This window comes from Brevibacterium sp. ZH18 (assembly GCF_022748595.1).
Taxonomy (GTDB): domain Bacteria; phylum Actinomycetota; class Actinomycetes; order Actinomycetales; family Brevibacteriaceae; genus Brevibacterium.
Genome location: NZ_JALDSX010000016.1, coordinates 35,410 through 51,854 on the forward strand (window position 1 = coordinate 35,410; position 16,445 = coordinate 51,854).

15 protein-coding genes and 1 tRNA gene are annotated in these 16,445 nt (G+C 63.0%); 5 read left to right on the forward strand and 11 right to left on the reverse strand.

Annotated elements, in window-relative coordinates:
- Positions 1 to 132 precede the first annotated feature (132 nt).
- Entirely contained in the window at positions 133 to 861 is a 729-nt protein-coding gene (locus MPN20_RS08125; RefSeq protein ID WP_242781024.1) for a rhomboid family intramembrane serine protease, read from the forward strand.
- 7 nt (positions 862 to 868) lie between these two features.
- On the opposite strand, the gene pth is transcribed toward MPN20_RS08125, so the two are convergent.
- From pth to MPN20_RS08155, 6 genes are all read right to left on the reverse strand, one after another.
- Complete coding sequence (gene pth, locus MPN20_RS08130) at positions 869 to 1,468, reverse strand: aminoacyl-tRNA hydrolase (RefSeq protein WP_242781025.1); 600 nt, start codon at positions 1,466 to 1,468, stop codon at positions 869 to 871.
- A gap of 159 nt (positions 1,469 to 1,627) precedes the next feature.
- Positions 1,628 to 2,275, reverse strand: coding sequence for a 50S ribosomal protein L25/general stress protein Ctc (locus tag MPN20_RS08135; RefSeq protein ID WP_242781027.1), 648 nt, complete (start codon positions 2,273 to 2,275; stop codon positions 1,628 to 1,630).
- A gap of 160 nt (positions 2,276 to 2,435) precedes the next feature.
- Positions 2,436 to 3,497: an alpha/beta fold hydrolase gene (locus MPN20_RS08140; protein ID WP_242781069.1), complete on the reverse strand. Its 1,062-nt coding sequence runs from the start codon at positions 3,495 to 3,497 to the stop codon at positions 2,436 to 2,438.
- Positions 3,498 to 3,617: 120 nt separating this feature from the next.
- Positions 3,618 to 4,589 (reverse strand): ribose-phosphate diphosphokinase, encoded by a 972-nt coding sequence (locus MPN20_RS08145; protein ID WP_242781028.1) that lies wholly within the window; start codon positions 4,587 to 4,589, stop codon positions 3,618 to 3,620.
- A complete protein-coding gene (gene glmU, locus MPN20_RS08150; protein ID WP_242781029.1) occupies positions 4,582 to 6,039 on the reverse strand; it encodes a bifunctional UDP-N-acetylglucosamine diphosphorylase/glucosamine-1-phosphate N-acetyltransferase GlmU in 1,458 nt (485 codons plus the stop codon). The genes MPN20_RS08145 and glmU overlap by 8 nt, the downstream gene beginning before the upstream one ends.
- A 32-nt stretch (positions 6,040 to 6,071) precedes the next feature.
- Positions 6,072 to 6,143: transfer RNA gene (locus tag MPN20_RS08155), tRNA-Gln, on the reverse strand.
- Between the two features lie 63 nt (positions 6,144 to 6,206).
- Here MPN20_RS08155 and MPN20_RS08160 point away from each other — a divergent pair.
- Positions 6,207 to 6,614 (forward strand): hypothetical protein, encoded by a 408-nt coding sequence (locus MPN20_RS08160; protein ID WP_242781030.1) that lies wholly within the window; start codon positions 6,207 to 6,209, stop codon positions 6,612 to 6,614.
- Positions 6,615 to 6,712: 98 nt separating this feature from the next.
- Entirely contained in the window at positions 6,713 to 9,235 is a 2,523-nt protein-coding gene (locus MPN20_RS08165; RefSeq protein WP_242781032.1) for a UvrD-helicase domain-containing protein, read from the forward strand.
- 155 nt (positions 9,236 to 9,390) lie between these two features.
- Here MPN20_RS08165 and MPN20_RS08170 read toward each other — a convergent pair whose 3' ends face one another.
- The 4 genes from MPN20_RS08170 to purN form a co-directional block, all read right to left on the reverse strand.
- Positions 9,391 to 9,573 (reverse strand): antitoxin, encoded by a 183-nt coding sequence (locus MPN20_RS08170; protein WP_242781033.1) that lies wholly within the window; start codon positions 9,571 to 9,573, stop codon positions 9,391 to 9,393.
- A gap of 174 nt (positions 9,574 to 9,747) precedes the next feature.
- Positions 9,748 to 9,966 carry a hypothetical protein gene (locus tag MPN20_RS08175; RefSeq protein ID WP_242781035.1) on the reverse strand — a complete coding sequence of 73 codons (219 nt, stop codon included), beginning with the start codon at positions 9,964 to 9,966 and terminating at the stop codon, positions 9,748 to 9,750.
- Positions 9,967 to 10,090: 124 nt separating this feature from the next.
- Complete coding sequence (gene purH, locus MPN20_RS08180) at positions 10,091 to 11,668, reverse strand: bifunctional phosphoribosylaminoimidazolecarboxamide formyltransferase/IMP cyclohydrolase (RefSeq protein ID WP_242781037.1); 1,578 nt, start codon at positions 11,666 to 11,668, stop codon at positions 10,091 to 10,093.
- A gap of 53 nt (positions 11,669 to 11,721) precedes the next feature.
- Positions 11,722 to 12,342, reverse strand: a complete 621-nt coding sequence (gene purN, locus MPN20_RS08185; RefSeq protein ID WP_242781038.1) for a phosphoribosylglycinamide formyltransferase — start codon at positions 12,340 to 12,342, stop codon at positions 11,722 to 11,724.
- A 105-nt stretch (positions 12,343 to 12,447) separates the two neighbouring features.
- Here purN and MPN20_RS08190 point away from each other — a divergent pair, with 105 nt between their 5' ends.
- Positions 12,448 to 12,900 (forward strand): hypothetical protein, encoded by a 453-nt coding sequence (locus tag MPN20_RS08190; RefSeq protein ID WP_242781040.1) that lies wholly within the window; start codon positions 12,448 to 12,450, stop codon positions 12,898 to 12,900.
- 263 nt (positions 12,901 to 13,163) lie between these two features.
- Here MPN20_RS08190 and MPN20_RS08195 read toward each other — a convergent pair whose 3' ends face one another.
- A complete protein-coding gene (locus MPN20_RS08195; protein ID WP_242781041.1) occupies positions 13,164 to 14,420 on the reverse strand; it encodes a DUF6350 family protein in 1,257 nt (418 codons plus the stop codon).
- A gap of 116 nt (positions 14,421 to 14,536) precedes the next feature.
- Between MPN20_RS08195 and MPN20_RS08200 the strand changes: the two genes are divergently transcribed.
- A complete protein-coding gene (locus MPN20_RS08200) occupies positions 14,537 to 16,414 on the forward strand; it encodes a hypothetical protein (protein WP_242781042.1) in 1,878 nt (625 codons plus the stop codon).
- Positions 16,415 to 16,445: the final 31 nt, after the last annotated feature.

Consider the following 16,445-nt stretch of genomic DNA (forward strand, 5'->3'; position numbering starts at 1 on the left):
CGGAGCAGAGGAGTGGACCCGATCCGAGCGGTTGAGGTCTCAAGGCTGTAACGGGCTTAACGGATCGGTCACGATTGCCTGCGAGCCGCGGTTTTTGGGCGTTCTCCAATGTTGATGACCGACAATTGGACCATGAGCTCCAACCAGTCCCCTCGCTTCTCCCCCGAAGAATCCCGTCTTCTCTTCGGCCCTGATTCGTCCACTCCGAATACGTCCCGGTCAGGCGGTCGCCCATCGACCGCAGGACAGAAGGTCGCCACCTTGCGCACCACTGTCAACCGCGACCATCACCTGTCTCGCTTCGCCCCCGTCGGCATCCTGTTGGCCATCATGTGGATCGTCGAGATCGTCGATGCGATCCTGCCGGCCGACCTCGACAGTCTCAGCCTCCAGGCGTGGAATCCCCTCTCGCTCTACGGCCTCGTCACCTCACCGTTCCTGCACTCGGGATTCGGCCATCTGACGGCAAACACGTTCCCGTTCCTCATCCTGGGCCTCTTCATCGCCCTCGAAGGCTCCCGCAGGTTCTGGGAGGTCACGATCATCACGGCGCTGGCGTCCGGACTCGGTGCGTGGCTGACGACGATGCCGGGCACCCACATCATCGGCGCCTCGGGCATCGTCTTCGGCTTCTTCGGCTATCTGGCAGTGCGCACCTGGTTCACCGATGACATCATCCGCAAGATCGTCTACTTCGCGATCGGGCTCTTCGTCCTCGTCACCTACGGCGCATCGATGGTGTTCGGAATGGCACCCCAGGCGGGCATCTCATGGCAGGGTCACCTGTTCGGTCTCGCCGGCGGCATCTTCGCCGCCTGGTTCATCCACCGCAAGCGCCCAGCTCTCGACGCGAAGAAGTGAGCTCAGCTCACTTCGAGTGATACTTCTGCTGCACGGCTTCAAGACCGTCAACGATGTACATCTCGACTGCGTCGGCAACGTCTGAGACGAAGATCGGCAGTGTCGCGCGTTCGTCCTTCGAGAACGGTTTGAGGACGAAGTCAGCAGTGTCCTGACGGCCGACAGGTCGCCCGACCCCGGCCCTGATCCGCGGGTAGTTCTTTGTGCCCAGCGCCGAGGTCATCGATCGCAAGCCGTTGTGTCCGCCCTCTCCCCCGCCGACCTTCGCCTTGATCGTGTCGAAGGGGATGTCCACGTCGTCGTGGATGGCGATGATCTGATCGGGATCGATCGAGTAGAAGTCCGCGAGCTGCCGGACGGGTCCGCCGGATTCGTTCATGTACCCGGTGGACGTCGCCAGGACGATCCGAAGTCCGGGCACGCCGGGGACCGATCCCACCGGCAGTCGACCGGTCCCGACATTGGAACGCAGCTTCGTGCGGGTCAGGTTGAGGTTCATGCGCTGAGCGAGTTCAGCGACGACCATCTGTCCGATGTTGTGTCGAGTCGCCTCGTATTTGGGTCCGGGGTTGCCGAGTCCGAAGACGAGCCAAGGCTCATTCGTCATAGTTCTCTCTCACTCATCATCGTTTGTCGGTTCTCGCCGTCATCCGAGCACGACGGCCCCGCAATGCACATTCGGTGGGCCGTCTATGCGACGGCCCACCGAATGTCGTCACCTCATGCCGCTCTCAGCGACTGTGTGGTGCCTATGCAGAGGTTGAGGTCACTCGTCGTCCGAGGACTCGCCCTCAGAGGACTTCTCTTCCCCAGCCGACGCTTCCTCAGTCGATTCCTCATCGGTCTCGTCTGCGTCAGACTCGGTGTCCATCTCGGCTTCTTCCGAGATGTTGACGACGAGGAGTTCGGGGTCGGCTGCGAGCTCGGAGCCCGAAGGCAGTTCGACCTGGCCGGCGAGAACGTGCTCGCCTGCAGGACGACCCTCAACGCTGACCTCGATGAGCTCAGGCAGCTTGGTGGCGTCGGCCTTGATGAGCAGGGTCGACTCTTCCTGCTGCACCATGGTGCCGGGAGCGGATTCTCCGATGATGTGAACGGGAACCTCGACCTCGATCTTCTCACCGCGCTTGACGATGATGAGGTCAAGGTGCTCGATCTCACGCGTGACGACGTCCGTCTGCACGTCGCGAGCGATTGCGAGGATGTTCTTGGCACCGTCGGTGCTTTCGATCTCGAGCAGCGCGTTGGCATGCTTGAGGGCCATCATGGTGGCGTGGCTCGGCAGCGAGACGTGCACCGGGTCGCCACCGTGTCCGTAGATGACAGCCGGGATGCGGCCGGCACGACGGGTCCGGCGGGCAGCGCCCTTGCCGAATTCGTTCCGGGGTTCGGCGATGAGTTTGAAGTCAGCCATTTTCTCTCCTTCGTGGTGTACTTATTTTCAAGCACCACGGCGAAACAGCCGCAATCCGCACTTACGCCGCAAACTTCGCACCCGAACGGGTGGGGCAGCGTGGTGGGTCAGGACCGCGTCGATCACGGAAACATACGTTTCCCTCGCCGAGGCAACCTCATCATTCTAAGGCACTCTCACCGGCCTCACCAAGTCGGCTCGTGACAGCCTCGGCGCAGGCGTCGATGCCCACTTCGCTGAGCAGGATGTCGTAGTGGTTCGTGCCAGGCACATCGACGACCGTCATCGCCGGCCACTGCTCCCGGTAGGTGTCGACGAGTTCAGGCGGGTAGAGCCCCGGCTCGGCTGCCACGAGATCACGCTCGGCGAAGAGGAACGTCACCTCCGACTGCCGCCGCCGGCTGCTCATGATCTGCCCCAGAGAGTTCTTATAGGCCCCGCCGGTGTACATGTCGGCGGAATCGGCCTGCATCGCCTCGACCGAGGTCGAAGGTTGGAAGGTGTGGTCGTCCTTGGCCGCGAGATCGTAGACGAAGCTCTCCGTGGCGACCGTGTCGAGTCCGTCGACGAACGCCGGATGTGCGGCGAAGAAGGCGAGGTACTCTTCGACGGTGGCAAAGGTCATCGACAGTCGTTCAGCGGCCGGACCGAGGACGGCTGCGATGAGGTCGTCGGTGTCGAGGCCCGCATCATTGAGATCATCGACGGGATGCGCCCGGGTGCCGTCAGCAGTGCCAACGCCGTCGGCACTGCCTGCGGTCTGGCCGCCTCCAGGCTGAGCGACGGGCAGGGGCAGTCCCCCGTCGATGAGGACGGGTCCGCGGAAACGATCGGCCACCTCGGCGTCGGGATCCACACCGGCACCCAGGCCGGCCAGGGTCATGGCGACGAACCCGCCCATGGAATGCCCGACCAGGACGACCGGACCATCGGGGGCGAAGGTGTCGATTGCGGCGAGGACGTCCTCAGCGTGAGCCCGCATCCCGAACGGCCCTTCCAGGGTTCTGGAGTCGGCACGTCCGCGCAGATCCGGTCCGATCACGCGCACGCCGGGCAGGGCGGAGACGAGTCCGGCGAAGAACAGATGGTTCGAGGTGATTCCGTGGATGACGCACACGGTGGGAACATGTCCGGGTCCGGAAGCCACGGGCTCCCAGACGCCGACGGACAGCTCACCACCGGAGACGCTGACTCGGTACCGGTTGTAGTCGTGGGACGACATCGTCACGGCTCCCTTCGCTCGGTTGCTTCCAGTGTAGAACGAACCCCGGGCCGACGGGTCGGCTCGGGGTTCGATTCGGATGAGACTGGAAGGTGCTCAGACCTCGCGGCGGTTCGTGTCTCAGACCTCGAAGAGGCTGGTGACCGACCCGTCTTCGAAGACTTCGTGCACGGCGCGGGCGATCAGCGGAGCGATCGAGAGCACGGTGAGCTTGTCGAACATCTTGTCCTCGGTCAGCGGCAGCGTGTTGGTCACGATGACCTCCTGTGCCACGGAGTTCGACAGGCGTTCGACGGCCGGGCCGGAGAAGACAGCGTGCGTCGAGACCACGATGACGCCGGTCGCTCCGGCAGCCATGCAGGCGTCGGCTGCCTGGACGATCGTGCCGCCCGTGTCGATCATGTCGTCGACGAGGACGCAGGTGCGCCCCTCGACCTCACCGACGACACGGTTGGCCTTGGTCTCGTTCGGGCGCGTGATGTCACGCGTCTTGTGGATGAAGGCCAGAGGCACTCCACCTAGAGAGTTCGACCAGTTCTCGGCGACCTTGATGCGGCCGGCGTCGGGTGAGACCACGGCCAAGTCCGTCGGGTACTTGTCCTTGACGTAGCCGGCCAGGATCGGCATCGCGATGAGATGGTCGACCGGGCCGTCGAAGTAGCCCTGAATCTGCGCGGTGTGCAGGTCGACGGTGATGATGCGGTCGGCACCGGCCGTCTTGTACAGGTCAGCCACCAGGCGAGCCGAGATGGGCTCACGGCCGCGGTGCTTCTTGTCCTGTCGGGCGTAGGGGAAGAACGGTGCGATGACCGTGATCCGCTTCGCCGAGGCGCGCTTGAGAGCGTCGACCATGATGAGCTGTTCCATCAGCCATTCGTTGATGGGTGCACAGTGCGACTGCAGGACGAACACGTCACAGCCGCGGACCGATTCGGAGAACCGAACGTAGATCTCTCCATTGGCAAAGTTGTAAATGTCGGTGGGGAGGAGTTCCGTCCCCAGGTTCTCAGCGACTTGCTCAGCGAGTTCAGCGTTCGCGCGCCCGCTGACCAGGACGAGCTTCTTTTCGCCCGTCGTCGTAATTTCATTCACTTGCCGGTTCCCCTTCAGATGCGGCCTCGGCCGCCTGCGCTGCAGGCGTTCCGGGGCGGTTGCTGACGACCCAGCCCTCCAGGTTACGCTGTGGGGCCACGGTTATGGCCAGCGCTCCCGCAGGGACATCTTTGCGCACCGTAGTGCTCGCACCGGAGTAGGCCCCGTCGCCCACCGTGACGGGGGCGACGTACATGTTGTCCGAGCCCATCCGTGCGTGCTTGCCGACGACGGTGCGGTGCTTATTCACGCCGTCGTAGTTGACGAAGACCGAAGCAGCACCGATGTTGGTGCCCTCACCGATCTCGGCATCGCCGACGTAGGACAGGTGCGGAATCTTCGCACCCTGACCGATGTCCGCGTTCTTCGTCTCCACGAAGGTGCCGATCTTGCCACCCTCGCCGAGGTTGGTCCCAGGACGCAAGTACGCGAACGGTCCGACGTTTGCCGCAGGGCCGACGACGGCGAGTTCCGCATGGGTGCGCACGACGTGCGCACCGGCACCCACCTCGGTGTCCTTGAGGGTCGAATCGGGTCCGACGACGGCACCAGCGCCGATGTCGGTGGCCCCCAGGAGCTGGACTCCCGGGAGGATGGTGGCGTCTTCACCCAGGGAGACGTCGACGTCGATCCACGTGGTGTCGGGATCCATGATGGACACTCCCGCACGCATCCACTTCTCGCAGACGCGGCGGTTGAGCTCCTTGCCGAGATTGGCCAGCTGCACTCTGTCATTGGCGCCCTCGACCTGCCACAGGTCGTGAGTGGCGGTGGCGGCCACGGACAACCCGCCTTCGCGGGAGAAGCCGATCACATCGGTGAGGTACTTCTCCCCCTGAGCGTTGTCCGTGGTCAGGGAGTCAAGGCCCGCCTTCAGCGCCGAGGCGTCGAAAGCGTAGATGCCCGAGTTGATCTCGCGGATCGCGCGCTGGTCCTCGCTCGCGTCCTTCTGCTCGACGATGCGCAGCAGAGACCCAGAGGCGTCGCGGACGATGCGGCCGTAGCCCGTCGGATCGTCGACCTCGGCGGACAGGACGGTCACGGCGTTGTGGGAGGATTCGTGGACCTCGACGAGGCTGTTGATCGTCTCGGTCGTCAGCAGTGGCACATCGCCGTAGGTCACAACAACGGTGCCGGAGAGGTCGTCGGGCAGCTGGGTCAGCGCGCATTCGGTGGCGCGGCCGGTTCCGGGCACCTCGTCCTGGTCGGCGATGAGCACGGTCTGCGTCGAGTTCAGCGGCAGAGAGTCGAGATGAGCGACGAGCTGGTCGCGTTCATGTCGCACGACGACGACGAGATGTTCGGGCGTCGTGCCCGCCGCCGCCGAGATCGCATGGTGAAGGAGGGAGCGTCCGCCGATCGGGTGCATGACCTTCGGCAGCGACGACTTCATACGGGTGCCCTGGCCGGCAGCCAGGACGATGACGGCGGTTGGTCGGGTCTGCGACATTGTTGAATCCTTCGCGCGTCGGATTGGGCCAGCTCCGCCCATAGGATTCGAACCTATACTGCACGGCTCCAAAGGCCGGCGTGCTGCCATTACACCAGGGCGGAACAGCGTGCGCCAGCAGAGGGCCCGCGCTCACGAGACACCATCATGCCACTAGGATGAACGGTATGGAAATTCTGCACGAGATACTGTTGACCCTTCATCTGATCGGAATGGCGATCATCATCGGCGGGTATTTCACGGTCATCCGCTCTCCACGAGTGGTCCCGGGAATGCTTCACGCGGCTTACCTGCAGTTGATCACCGGACTGCTGCTCATGGGTCTGGCCGAGATGGGCGACGGCGACGTCAACCACATGAAGATCGGGATCAAGCTGGTCATTGCGATCCTCGTCACGGTCTTCGCGTTCATCGGCAACAAGAAGCAGAAGGCATTCAACGCCGAGGTGGCGGAAAGTTCCAACGGCACCGCCGGCGCTGTGGCCACAGCTGTGAAGAATCCTTCGGCGACGATGGCGCATCTGGCCTTCGCCGGAGCCCTCATCAACGTGCTGGTGGCCGTCTTCGTCCACTGATCTTGTAACCCCTCGCATCATCGGCTCCGTCCTCGCCTCTGCGGTGAGGACGGAGCTTTTTCTCTGCGTCAGCGCCTGACGGTATCGTTGATCCGGACATGACTGCTGCAGCTGAAAACATCGACAACTCCGCCCCCGCACCCAATGCGCGTGCCGCCGAGCTCCTGACCGGACTCAACCCTCGTCAGCGAGAAGCCGTTGCCCACACGGGCTCTCCCCTGCTCATCGTGGCGGGAGCCGGGTCCGGCAAGACGACGGTCCTGACCAGACGCATCGCCTACGCGCTGGCCACAGGACGGGCACATCCCGGTGAAGTGCTGGCCATCACGTTCACGAACAAGGCGGCCAAAGAGATGGCCGAACGAGTCAGCACCATCGTCGGCCCTGCCTCTCGTGCGATGTGGGTTTCGACCTTCCACTCCTCGTGCGTGAGGATCCTCCGCCGTGAGGCGAAGGTCCTGGGCATGAAGTCGAACTTCACGATCTATGACGCGCAGGATGCGCAGCGGCTCGTTTCGCAGATCCTCAAGGAGCTCGGTCTCGACACGAAGAAGTACACGCCTCGGTCGATGCTGCACAGGATCTCGAACCTCAAGAACGATCTGCAGACCCCCGACGACTTCTCGCCCAGACCCAACAACCCTGCCGACGAGGTTCTCGCCGATGTCTTCCGGCGCTACACTTCCCGCCTGCGCCTGGCCAATGCCTTCGACTTCGACGACCTCATCGCTGAGACCGTCCACCTCTTCGGCGCATTCCCCGAGGTCGCGGACTTCTATCGCCGCCGGTTCCGGCACATCCTCGTCGACGAGTACCAGGACACGAACCCGGCACAGTACGCGCTCATCAAGTCCCTGGCAGGCGACGGAGCCGGAGGCGCGACCGGTGCCGAGCTGACGGTCGTCGGCGACGCCGACCAGTCGATCTATGCCTTCCGCGGAGCCACAGTGCGCAACATCGTGGAGTTCGAGAAGGACTTCCCCGACGCCGAGACGATCCTGCTGGAGCAGAACTATCGGTCGACGCAGAACATCCTCGATGCCGCGAATGCTGTGATCTCGAACAACCAGGATCGTAAGGACAAGAAGCTGTGGACCTCTGAGGGGTCCGGCGAACCGATCATCGGATGGGTGGCGGAGAACGAGCAGGCCGAGGCGCGCTTCATCGTCGACCGGATCGACGACCTCATCGACGATGAGAAGTTCACCTACGGCGATTTCGCCGTCTTCTACCGCACGAACGCGCAGTCGCGTGCGATCGAGGACGCTCTGGTGCGATCCGGCATCCCGTACAAGGTCGTCGGCGGCACGCGGTTCTACGAGCGCAAGGAGATCAAGGACGCACTCGCCTACCTGCGCGTCGTGGCCAACCCCGATGACGACGTCAATCTGCGTCGCATCCTCAACGTCCCCAAACGGTCGATCGGCGATCGCACCGAGGGCATCATCGCGGACTTCGCCGACCGCGAGAGCATCAGCTTCTACACGGCGCTCGGCCGCCTCGACGAGATCGAGCATCTGACCTCGCGGGCGAAGACCTCCGTAGCGAAGTTCTACGACCTCATGCGCGACCTCGCAGCCACCGCCGAGGCGGCTCCGCTGTCCCGTGTGATCGAGGCGATCCTCGAACAGAGCGGTTACCTCGAGTCGTTGCAGAAGAGCACAGACCCCCAGGACGAGTCTCGCGTCGACAACCTTGCCGAACTCGTCGCTGTCGCCGAGGACTTCGTCACCACTCAGGCCCTGGCGGCTGCTGCCGACGAGGAGACCGACGGCAGCGACGGAGATGGCGACGCCGTAGCACCAAACGATGCCGAAGGCGACACCGACAGCAGCATCGCCGACGGCGATGCGCCCGCTTCTACCAGTTCCTCCATCGAGGCATTCCTCGAGCAGGTGGCCCTGGCATCGGATACGGATCAGATCCCGGATGCCGAGCTCGGGCAGGTCACACTGATGACGCTGCATACGGCTAAGGGTCTGGAATTTCCTGTTGTGTTCCTCACCGGCCTCGAGGACGGCGGCTTCCCGCACGCCCGGTCATTCGAGAACCCCAATGAGCTCTCCGAGGAGCGCCGACTGGCCTATGTCGGCCTCACTCGTGCCCGGCAGCGCCTTCTGCTCTCTCGCGCGGAGACGCGCAGCATGTGGGGGCAGCCCCAGTACAACCCGCCAAGCAGATTCCTCTCCGAGATTCCGGAGAGCCTCATCGAATGGGAGAACACCGGCAGCTTTTCGTCCGGGATGGGCGGATTCTCTTCGAGCGGCTATGGCTCGGGCGGCTTCGGTGGCGGTTACAGCTCAGGATTCGGGTCCGGAGGCTCTTCAGGAGCGTCTCGCGGCTCCGGAAGCTACGAATCGTCGCGTGGATCGCGCAGCTCGTCGCGTTCAGGTTCAGCCAGTTCCTCGTCGCCGGTGGCGGGATTCCCGAATCGGATCCGTCCGAATCGTGAAGTCATCACTGTCGCTGTGGGAGAGAAGGTCTCGCATGAGTCCTTCGGGCTGGGGACCGTCACCGAGGTCAACGGCGTCGGCGACAAGACTGTTGCGGTCGTCGACTTCGGCTCGCTGGGCGCCAAGCGGCTTCTGCTCCGCTACGCCCCCATCGAAAAGCTCGACTGAGCAGACCTGCACACCACAGGACCGGACTGTGTTCGTCAGACGAAGCTGTCATCCGGTGCACGTGGCAGAGACCGAAATAACACAAAGAAAGCGCCGAGGTGAAAGTTCATTCACCTCGGCGCTCTACCATGCCGGACGCGGCTATGGGTTAAAAATCATTCGTTGCCGAGTTTACCGTCGGCGCCGTCGCGACCTTTGTTGATCTGGTCTTCAAACTTGCCGCCGGTCTTATCGTTGGCGAAGTCAGTAGCCTTATCCAGACCCTGATCGGAAATCTCTTCACCCTTGTCGCTGCTCATGGCGTCCTTGGCTTTGTTAGTAAGATCGTCGAGTCCCATACTGTCTCCCTTCAACGGAAAAGGTTCTTACGAACCTTCTTACGCCCTTCACCCTGCCACTGATCTCGCCTCGGTGAAAGCCGAGAGCGCGGTTTCTCAGCGAATGCACAAAGTGACGACGGTTACACAGATAGCAACTTCGCGCATGGTCCGGAATTGATGAGTCTGAACCGGTCAGCGCGACTGCGGAACGACGAAGGCCAGTGCGACGAGCAGAATGGCGAAGATCAGCCCTGTCGCGATGTCGACGCTTCTCGACCTGTTCGTCCAGACCTCATCCCATGGTGACGGCATTGCGCGCACCATCGCCAAGCCGGCAGGAACGATGGCTAGGATGATGGCCCCCAGGCGGAAGTCGATGAACGCACCGGCTGCGGCGATGATGATCCCCACCAGGCACGCCAGCAGAACCCAATCACGTCGAACCGGGTGCGAGTAGCGCCGTTTCCAGTAGATCCAACGCTTGGCGAGCGGGCCCCGCCCACGCCTGGCATGGCGTGGGTAGGACTTCGCTCTCTCAGTGGAAGAAATGGCGGCTCCCGGTCAGGTACATCGTGATCCCGGCCTCTTCTGCTGCCGCAACGACCTCGTCATCACGGATCGATCCGCCGGGCTGGACCACCGCAGTGATTCCTGCATCGATGAGGATCTGGAGGCCGTCTGCGAAGGGGAAGAACGCGTCAGAGGCAGCCACCGCACCGGTCGCACGCTCTGCGCCGGCTCGTTCGACGGCCAGTTTTGCAGAGTCGACGCGGTTGACCTGTCCCATTCCGACACCGACCGAGGCTCCGTCGCGGGCCACGAGGATCGCGTTGGACTTCACCGCACGGCAGGCTTTCCACGCGAACTCGAGATCGGCGAGCACCTCAGGTGCAGCAGCGGTTCCGGCAGCCAGGGTCCAGTTCTCGGACGAATCGCCGTCTGCTTGGAACGCATCACGATCTTGGACGAGGAATCCACCGGTGATGGGTTTGATCTCAGTCGCGGAGAAGTCCACATCGCCGAGTTCGAGTAGACGCAGGTTCTTCTTCGACGACAAGATCTCGAGCGCCTCGGCGGAGAACGACGGTGCGGCCAGACACTCGGTGAAGATGGGTTTGATCGATGCGGCCAGATCGGCATCAACCTCACGGTTGGTGGCGATGACCCCACCGTAGGCGGACAGCGAGTCGCACTCATGGGCTGCCTTATGGGCTTCTGCCACGGTGTCGGCGACGGCGATCCCACACGGATTGGCGTGCTTGATGATCGCCACGGCAGGACGCTCGAAATCGAAGGCCGCACGGATCGCGGCATCGGTGTCGGTGTAGTTGTTGTACGACATCGCTTTGCCGCCCAGCAGCTTCGCTCCGGCAATCCCGCGGGTGCCGTCGGAGTACACCGCTGCCTTCTGGTGCGGGTTCTCGCCGTAGCGCAGATCAGCGATCTTCTCGCCGGTGACTCCAGCAAACGCCGGACGTGCAGAGGTGGCGGATTCCTCTGCGTCTGCGTCACCGGCAGCGGTCAGCTCTTCGGCGAACCACGAAGCTACAGCCGTGTCGTACGCTGCGGTGTGAGCGAACGCGCGGGCGGCGAATCCGCGCCGCGTGGCGATGTCGAACCCTTCACCCTGGGCCGCATCGAGGACTGCTGAGTAGTCGTCAGGATTCGTGATGACCGCGACTGTCGGATGGTTCTTCGCAGCGGCACGCACCATCGAGGGGCCGCCGATGTCGATCTGCTCGACGCAGTCGTCGAAGCTGGCGCCGCTGGCCACGGTCTCGGCGAAGGGGTAGAGGTTGACGATCACGAGGTCGAACTGTTCGATCTCGAGTTCTTCGAGCTGCCTCATGTGATCGGGCTTGCGCGAATCGGCGAGGATGCCGGCATGCACGCGAGGGTGCAGGGTCTTGACTCGACCTTCGAGGCATTCGGGGAACCCGGTCAGCTCTTCGACCTTCGTGACCTCAGCACCCGCCTCGGCGATCTTCGCTGCAGTCGAACCGGTCGACACGATCTGCACACCGGCAGCGTGGAGTCCGCGAGCCAGATCCTCCAATCCGGTCTTGTCGTAGACGCTGACGAGCGCTCTCTTGATCGCGCGGGTTCCTGTCACAGAGTCCTCCTTGAAGGCGTGGTTGCCGATTCGTACGGTTGGTGGGTTGGCAGTCAGGTGGCCGCCGCCGAGGTGGCATATCCGCTGACATGCCGTCCGTCGATGACGAGGTCGTGATGGGCGAGGTGGGCGAGGAGGCGGACGAGCTCTTCTCTCTCCCTGGTCTTGATGCGTTCGTGCACAGTCTCCTCGGTGTCGTCGTCGGACACCGAGACCGGGAACTGAGTGATGATGGGACCGGTGTCGACTCCGGCATCGACGAGGTGGATCGTCCCGCCGGTGATGCGCACTCCGTGGGCGAGCGCGTCGCGCACACCGTGAGCGCCGGGAAACGACGGCAACAGAGCAGGATGGGTGTTGATGATCCGATCGGCGAACGAGGCGATGAAGGTGGGGCCGAGGATCCGCATGAAGCCGGCTGAGATCACCCAGTCGGGCGAGAATTCGGCGACCGTGTCGCGGAGGCGGACGTTCCAGTCCTCACGATCGGCGCAGTCCTTGGGACGAACGACGAAGGTCGGGATGGAGCGCTCTGCCGCGCGGTCGAGTACCCCTGCAGTCTGCGAATCAGCACCGATCGCTGCGATCTCGACGCCGCGGTCCGAATCTGCGAACGCGTCGATGACGGCCTGTGTGAGGGTACCGGAACCGGAGGCCAGAAGAACGATGCGCACGCGACCATTCTACCGTCTGTTCCTGGCTGTGCCTGTCAGCTGGTGAGAATGTGGACAGCACCTCCCGCAAAGGCTTTTGTCAGTGGACTGTGACAAACTGGGGACGTGACGTCACCAAACAACACTGAAGAGAAGAGCGCCCCCACTCCCGAAGAGGAGAGGCTGGCCGCACCCTCCCGCCACGGCCTGGTTCTGATACTGCTGATCCTCGCCTCGGTGCTGACGTTCACCTATCCCCTGCCCTTCAAACTCGCAGCGATCGGATTCGCCATCGCCGCGATCGTGTGGGCGGTCCGCTATATCGTCGCTGTCGTGAAAGCCAAGCAGAAGCGCAGCATGTCCCTGGGCATTCTCGGTGGTCTGCTCAGCGTCTACCTCATCTTCTCCACGCTGTCCTCGGTCGTGCTCTGGCCCGTCCAGTCCAAATACGAAGAATGCGTGCGCGATGCGATCACGCAGCAGGCGCAGCTGACCTGCACGACCGATTATCAGAACGGTATGGGCGACTGGTTCAAGCAGGTCACCGGACAGGACCTCAAGATGCCCGGAGCCAATTGAGCACCGCGCTCGCACGATGAGCCATCGGTGAGACGCTGAGCTCAGGGCGCGAATCTGATCGTGCAAAGGGGAACGCCTCCGGCAACTGGCCGGAGGCGTTCCTGCTGTTGGGACGGAATCAGGTCAGTTCTGGTTGGCGCCCGTCCCGTATCGACTCCCGCGTCGTCTGCCGCCTGCGGATAGTCGCTGCAGACCGCGGACAGTCACTGCCGGCTGCGATAGCCTGCCGCCTGAGATAATAGTCTGCCGCCTGCGGCAGCTTCTCAGTCCTCGTCCGAGTCACGGGCGAACGGTTCATGCGCATCGAGGTCGTCGAGGTTCGAGGCACCCCAGCCCTGACCACTCTGCATGTGGGACAGTCTGGTCAGCCCGAGGCCGATGCCCAGTCCCAGCGCGATCCACGCGGTGACGACCACGCCGGAGGTCAGCGGTGAGGGGCCGAAGTCCGAGAGTCCCAGTGGTCCCATCGCTCCGCTGGCGAAGAGCGCAAGCATCTCGACAACGACGAAGAATTTGATCGCCGCGATTCCGAGGCCCAACCAGGAGCCGTTCAGCACCTGCCAGGCGTGGTCCCGCCCGAGGATGACAGCGAGGACTCCCACCAAGACGAGCAGCACAGGAGCGGCATACGTCCATCCCGGGTAGTCGCCGATGAGCAGCTGGAGCACGGGAACGTTCGGCATCGGCCCTGGGGCCGAGTGGAACACTGAACTCGGGCCTCCCGCGCCCACATCAACCCCTGTCCCCGCAACCCAAGACAGGGCTGCGAAGAGGATTCCGGGCGCGAAGAGAATCTGGACGACGAGCAGACCCAATCCCGCTGCCGCCGGTGAGCTGTAGGCCTGGAGCGAGTCAGTCAGTTCGCTCCAACGAAGGACGATGCCTGCGGCAAGGACGACGATGGAGAGGACAGCTGCTGACCAGAGAAGTCTCTTGACGAGTCGCGCACTCGCATCCCAGACGTCGAGGTCGAGATCCTGCAGCCGAGGGATGTCGGCGACACCGCGGACCCAGAGCCAACCGGCCGCCGAGGCGGTCATCAAGAGCAGGAAGAGTCGGAGGAATCCGAAGGGAGTGACAGTCGTCTCGCCAACGAGTATGGCGAGCACGAGCAGAGGCGCGGCATAGGCGACGACGAAAGCTGCCAGGGCAAGGGCGATGTCCTTCCACCACGACGAGTCATCATCGTTGGTGCCATCGGCCTCGGCGGCTGAGAACTCCTCCACCAGACGTTTCGCCCCGAACGCCAGCAGGAACCACACCCCCACAGTGACCAAGCTGGGCGCGAGTGAGAAGTCGAAGCCGATCGTCGTCACGGTCAGTCCGTTCACGACGGCCCACAGTGCGAAGGCCCACTCAGGAATGATGGAGTACGCAAGCTGCGATCCGAGGCCGACGATCCAGCAGACCGCAGCGACGACGAAGGCGGCAGGGACGACAATGAGATCGACTTTGAGGGCCTCCATCAGTCCCTGGAGAACAGGATGGCGGTTGGTTCGAGGATGAGGAGAAGTGTGCATCTCTTCCATTTTCGCTGACGTCGCGCTCTCATCGCGGTATTGACCACGCGATTCCCTGCTGTGGGACGTACAATTGCGCCAGGACAAGCTTGTAGACACGAAGGATGCATCCAGCGATGAGCAACGGGAACGATCAGCCGAATTTCCCGCCACCTCCCAACACCCCTCCGGAGAACAACTACTCGGGAACCGGTTCGGAGACGTCGGCGGACGACCAATCAGATAGTCCATCGAGGGCAGACCGTTCCGAGAACACTCCTCAAGACGACACATCGCGCACCGAGCCGGATTCGGCGTCGGAGTCGGCTGAGTCAGGCGCATCGTCTGCACCGTCATACCCGAAGGATCAGGCACCTCCCCTTCAAGCCGACAACCGCGACGGCAAACGTGCTGATCCATCCGGCCAGAACTCTCAGGCCGGCAATCCGAGCCAGCAGAATCCGAACCAGAACCAGCAGCCTCGTCCCGAGGTTCAGTCGGGCGATTCTCATCGGAACTTCCCGCAGCAGGGCGGATCGGGTCAGCAGAACCCGAACCAGCCGCCGCAGAATCCCAATCAGCCACCGCAGAATCCGAATCCGGTGCCGTCGAACGAGGCTCCGTATTACTCCGGTGGACAGCACAGCGGCAATCAGCAGTGGGGTGGCCAGTACCAGGGCGGCTCCCCGTACCAGTCGGGCCCCGGCCAGAACGGCGCATATCCTCCTGCCCAGGGCCAGTATGGTTCGGGCCAGCCCGGCCAGGGCCAGTACGGTTCGGGCCCAGCACAGACAGGTCCCGGCCAGTACGGTCAGTACCAGACCGGTTCCGGCCCAGACGCCCATCGCACGGGATCGGGCCCAGGCCAGTCGCAGGCCATCCCACAGCCGGCTCCGGCTCCCGGGTTCGCCGGTTCGACCGCGGCCGCGACCCGCGCTGATGCGCGTCCCGAGAAGAAGAAGAGCAAGATGCCTCTCTTCATCACTCTCGGTGCCGTCGCGCTCGTCATCATCCTGGTCCTCGTCGGATTCCTCGTCGTCAACTCGGTGAATAAGAACAATTACGGACCTGACAAAGTCGCCGAGGATTACGTCTCGGCGCTGAGCAAGGGCGACTTCGCCGCCGCGGAGAAGATCGCACCATCACCGCGACCCGAGGGCACTAACCTGGATCTGCTGTCGAAGAACTTCACCGACAACTCATCGACCAAGGTCGAGAACGCGAAGGTCGAGTCGTCGAACGTCGATGGCGACAACGGCAAGGTCGTCGTCTCCTATGAGCTCGATGGCAGCGCTTTCAACGTTGAGCTGACGGCGAAGAAGGACGGCAAACAGGATCTGTTCTTCGACAAATGGAAGCTCACCGGCCCCGCACTGAACGTCATCTCCCTCGACGTTCCGGCCGCCGACGGCATGACCGTCAACGGCCAGGACTACAAGGCACAGTCGGGAACCACCTCCTTCGCCGTGTATCCGGGCAACTATGATTTCTCGATCCCGGCCAGCAAATGGGTCAGCAAGGCCTCGGACACTGCCGCAGTGAACTTCCCGCAGGCGTTCGGACCGGGTGGGAAGCCGAACACCGACCAGGTGTCGCCGATGACTCTCAATCTCGATCTCTCGCCGACAGGTGAATTCCAGAAGGAAGTCCAGAAGCAGGTCGAGGCCGAGCTCAAGAAGTGCTTCGACAATAAGGACATCAAGCCCAAGTGCAAGTTCATCAAGTTCGACCCGACCGAGATCCCGGTCGGCGGCACGGACAAGAAGCTCGATGATCTGGCCAAGAAGAACACCGCCAAATGGGATATGAAGGACATGCCCAAGGTCAAGGCGGACTTCGGCGCCGGCGACACGAGCACCGGTTCGTTCTTCACGGAGAAGCCAGGCAAGTTCAACTTCACCGTGCAGGGCAAGAAGTCCGGTTCGTCGTACTTCTCGAACGGCAACACGTTGTCGGTCTCGGGCAGTGTGAAGATCGACGGTGACAAGCTCAAGGTCGAGTTCTTCGACTTCTGACGAGGTCGTCGACTTCTGCTCGAGCCTCACC

What these genes read in the sequence shown, in the direction of transcription:
- MPN20_RS08170 (WP_242781033.1), bottom strand. Translation starts at nt 9,573, where the DNA reads ATGGGACTCGACGATCTTACTAACAAAGCCAAGGACGCCATGAGCAGC.
- MPN20_RS08195 (WP_242781041.1), bottom strand. Translation starts at nt 14,420, where the DNA reads ATGCACACTTCTCCTCATCCTCGAACCAACCGCCATCCTGTTCTCCAG.
- MPN20_RS08125 (WP_242781024.1), top strand. Translation starts at nt 133, where the DNA reads ATGAGCTCCAACCAGTCCCCTCGCTTCTCCCCCGAAGAATCCCGTCTT.
- pth (WP_242781025.1), bottom strand. Translation starts at nt 1,468, where the DNA reads ATGACGAATGAGCCTTGGCTCGTCTTCGGACTCGGCAACCCCGGACCC.
- MPN20_RS08200 (WP_242781042.1), top strand. Translation starts at nt 14,537, where the DNA reads ATGAGCAACGGGAACGATCAGCCGAATTTCCCGCCACCTCCCAACACC.
- MPN20_RS08165 (WP_242781032.1), top strand. Translation starts at nt 6,713, where the DNA reads ATGACTGCTGCAGCTGAAAACATCGACAACTCCGCCCCCGCACCCAAT.
- MPN20_RS08140 (WP_242781069.1), bottom strand. Translation starts at nt 3,497, where the DNA reads ATGTCGTCCCACGACTACAACCGGTACCGAGTCAGCGTCTCCGGTGGT.
- MPN20_RS08135 (WP_242781027.1), bottom strand. Translation starts at nt 2,275, where the DNA reads ATGGCTGACTTCAAACTCATCGCCGAACCCCGGAACGAATTCGGCAAG.
- glmU (WP_242781029.1), bottom strand. Translation starts at nt 6,039, where the DNA reads ATGTCGCAGACCCGACCAACCGCCGTCATCGTCCTGGCTGCCGGCCAG.
- MPN20_RS08160 (WP_242781030.1), top strand. Translation starts at nt 6,207, where the DNA reads ATGGAAATTCTGCACGAGATACTGTTGACCCTTCATCTGATCGGAATG.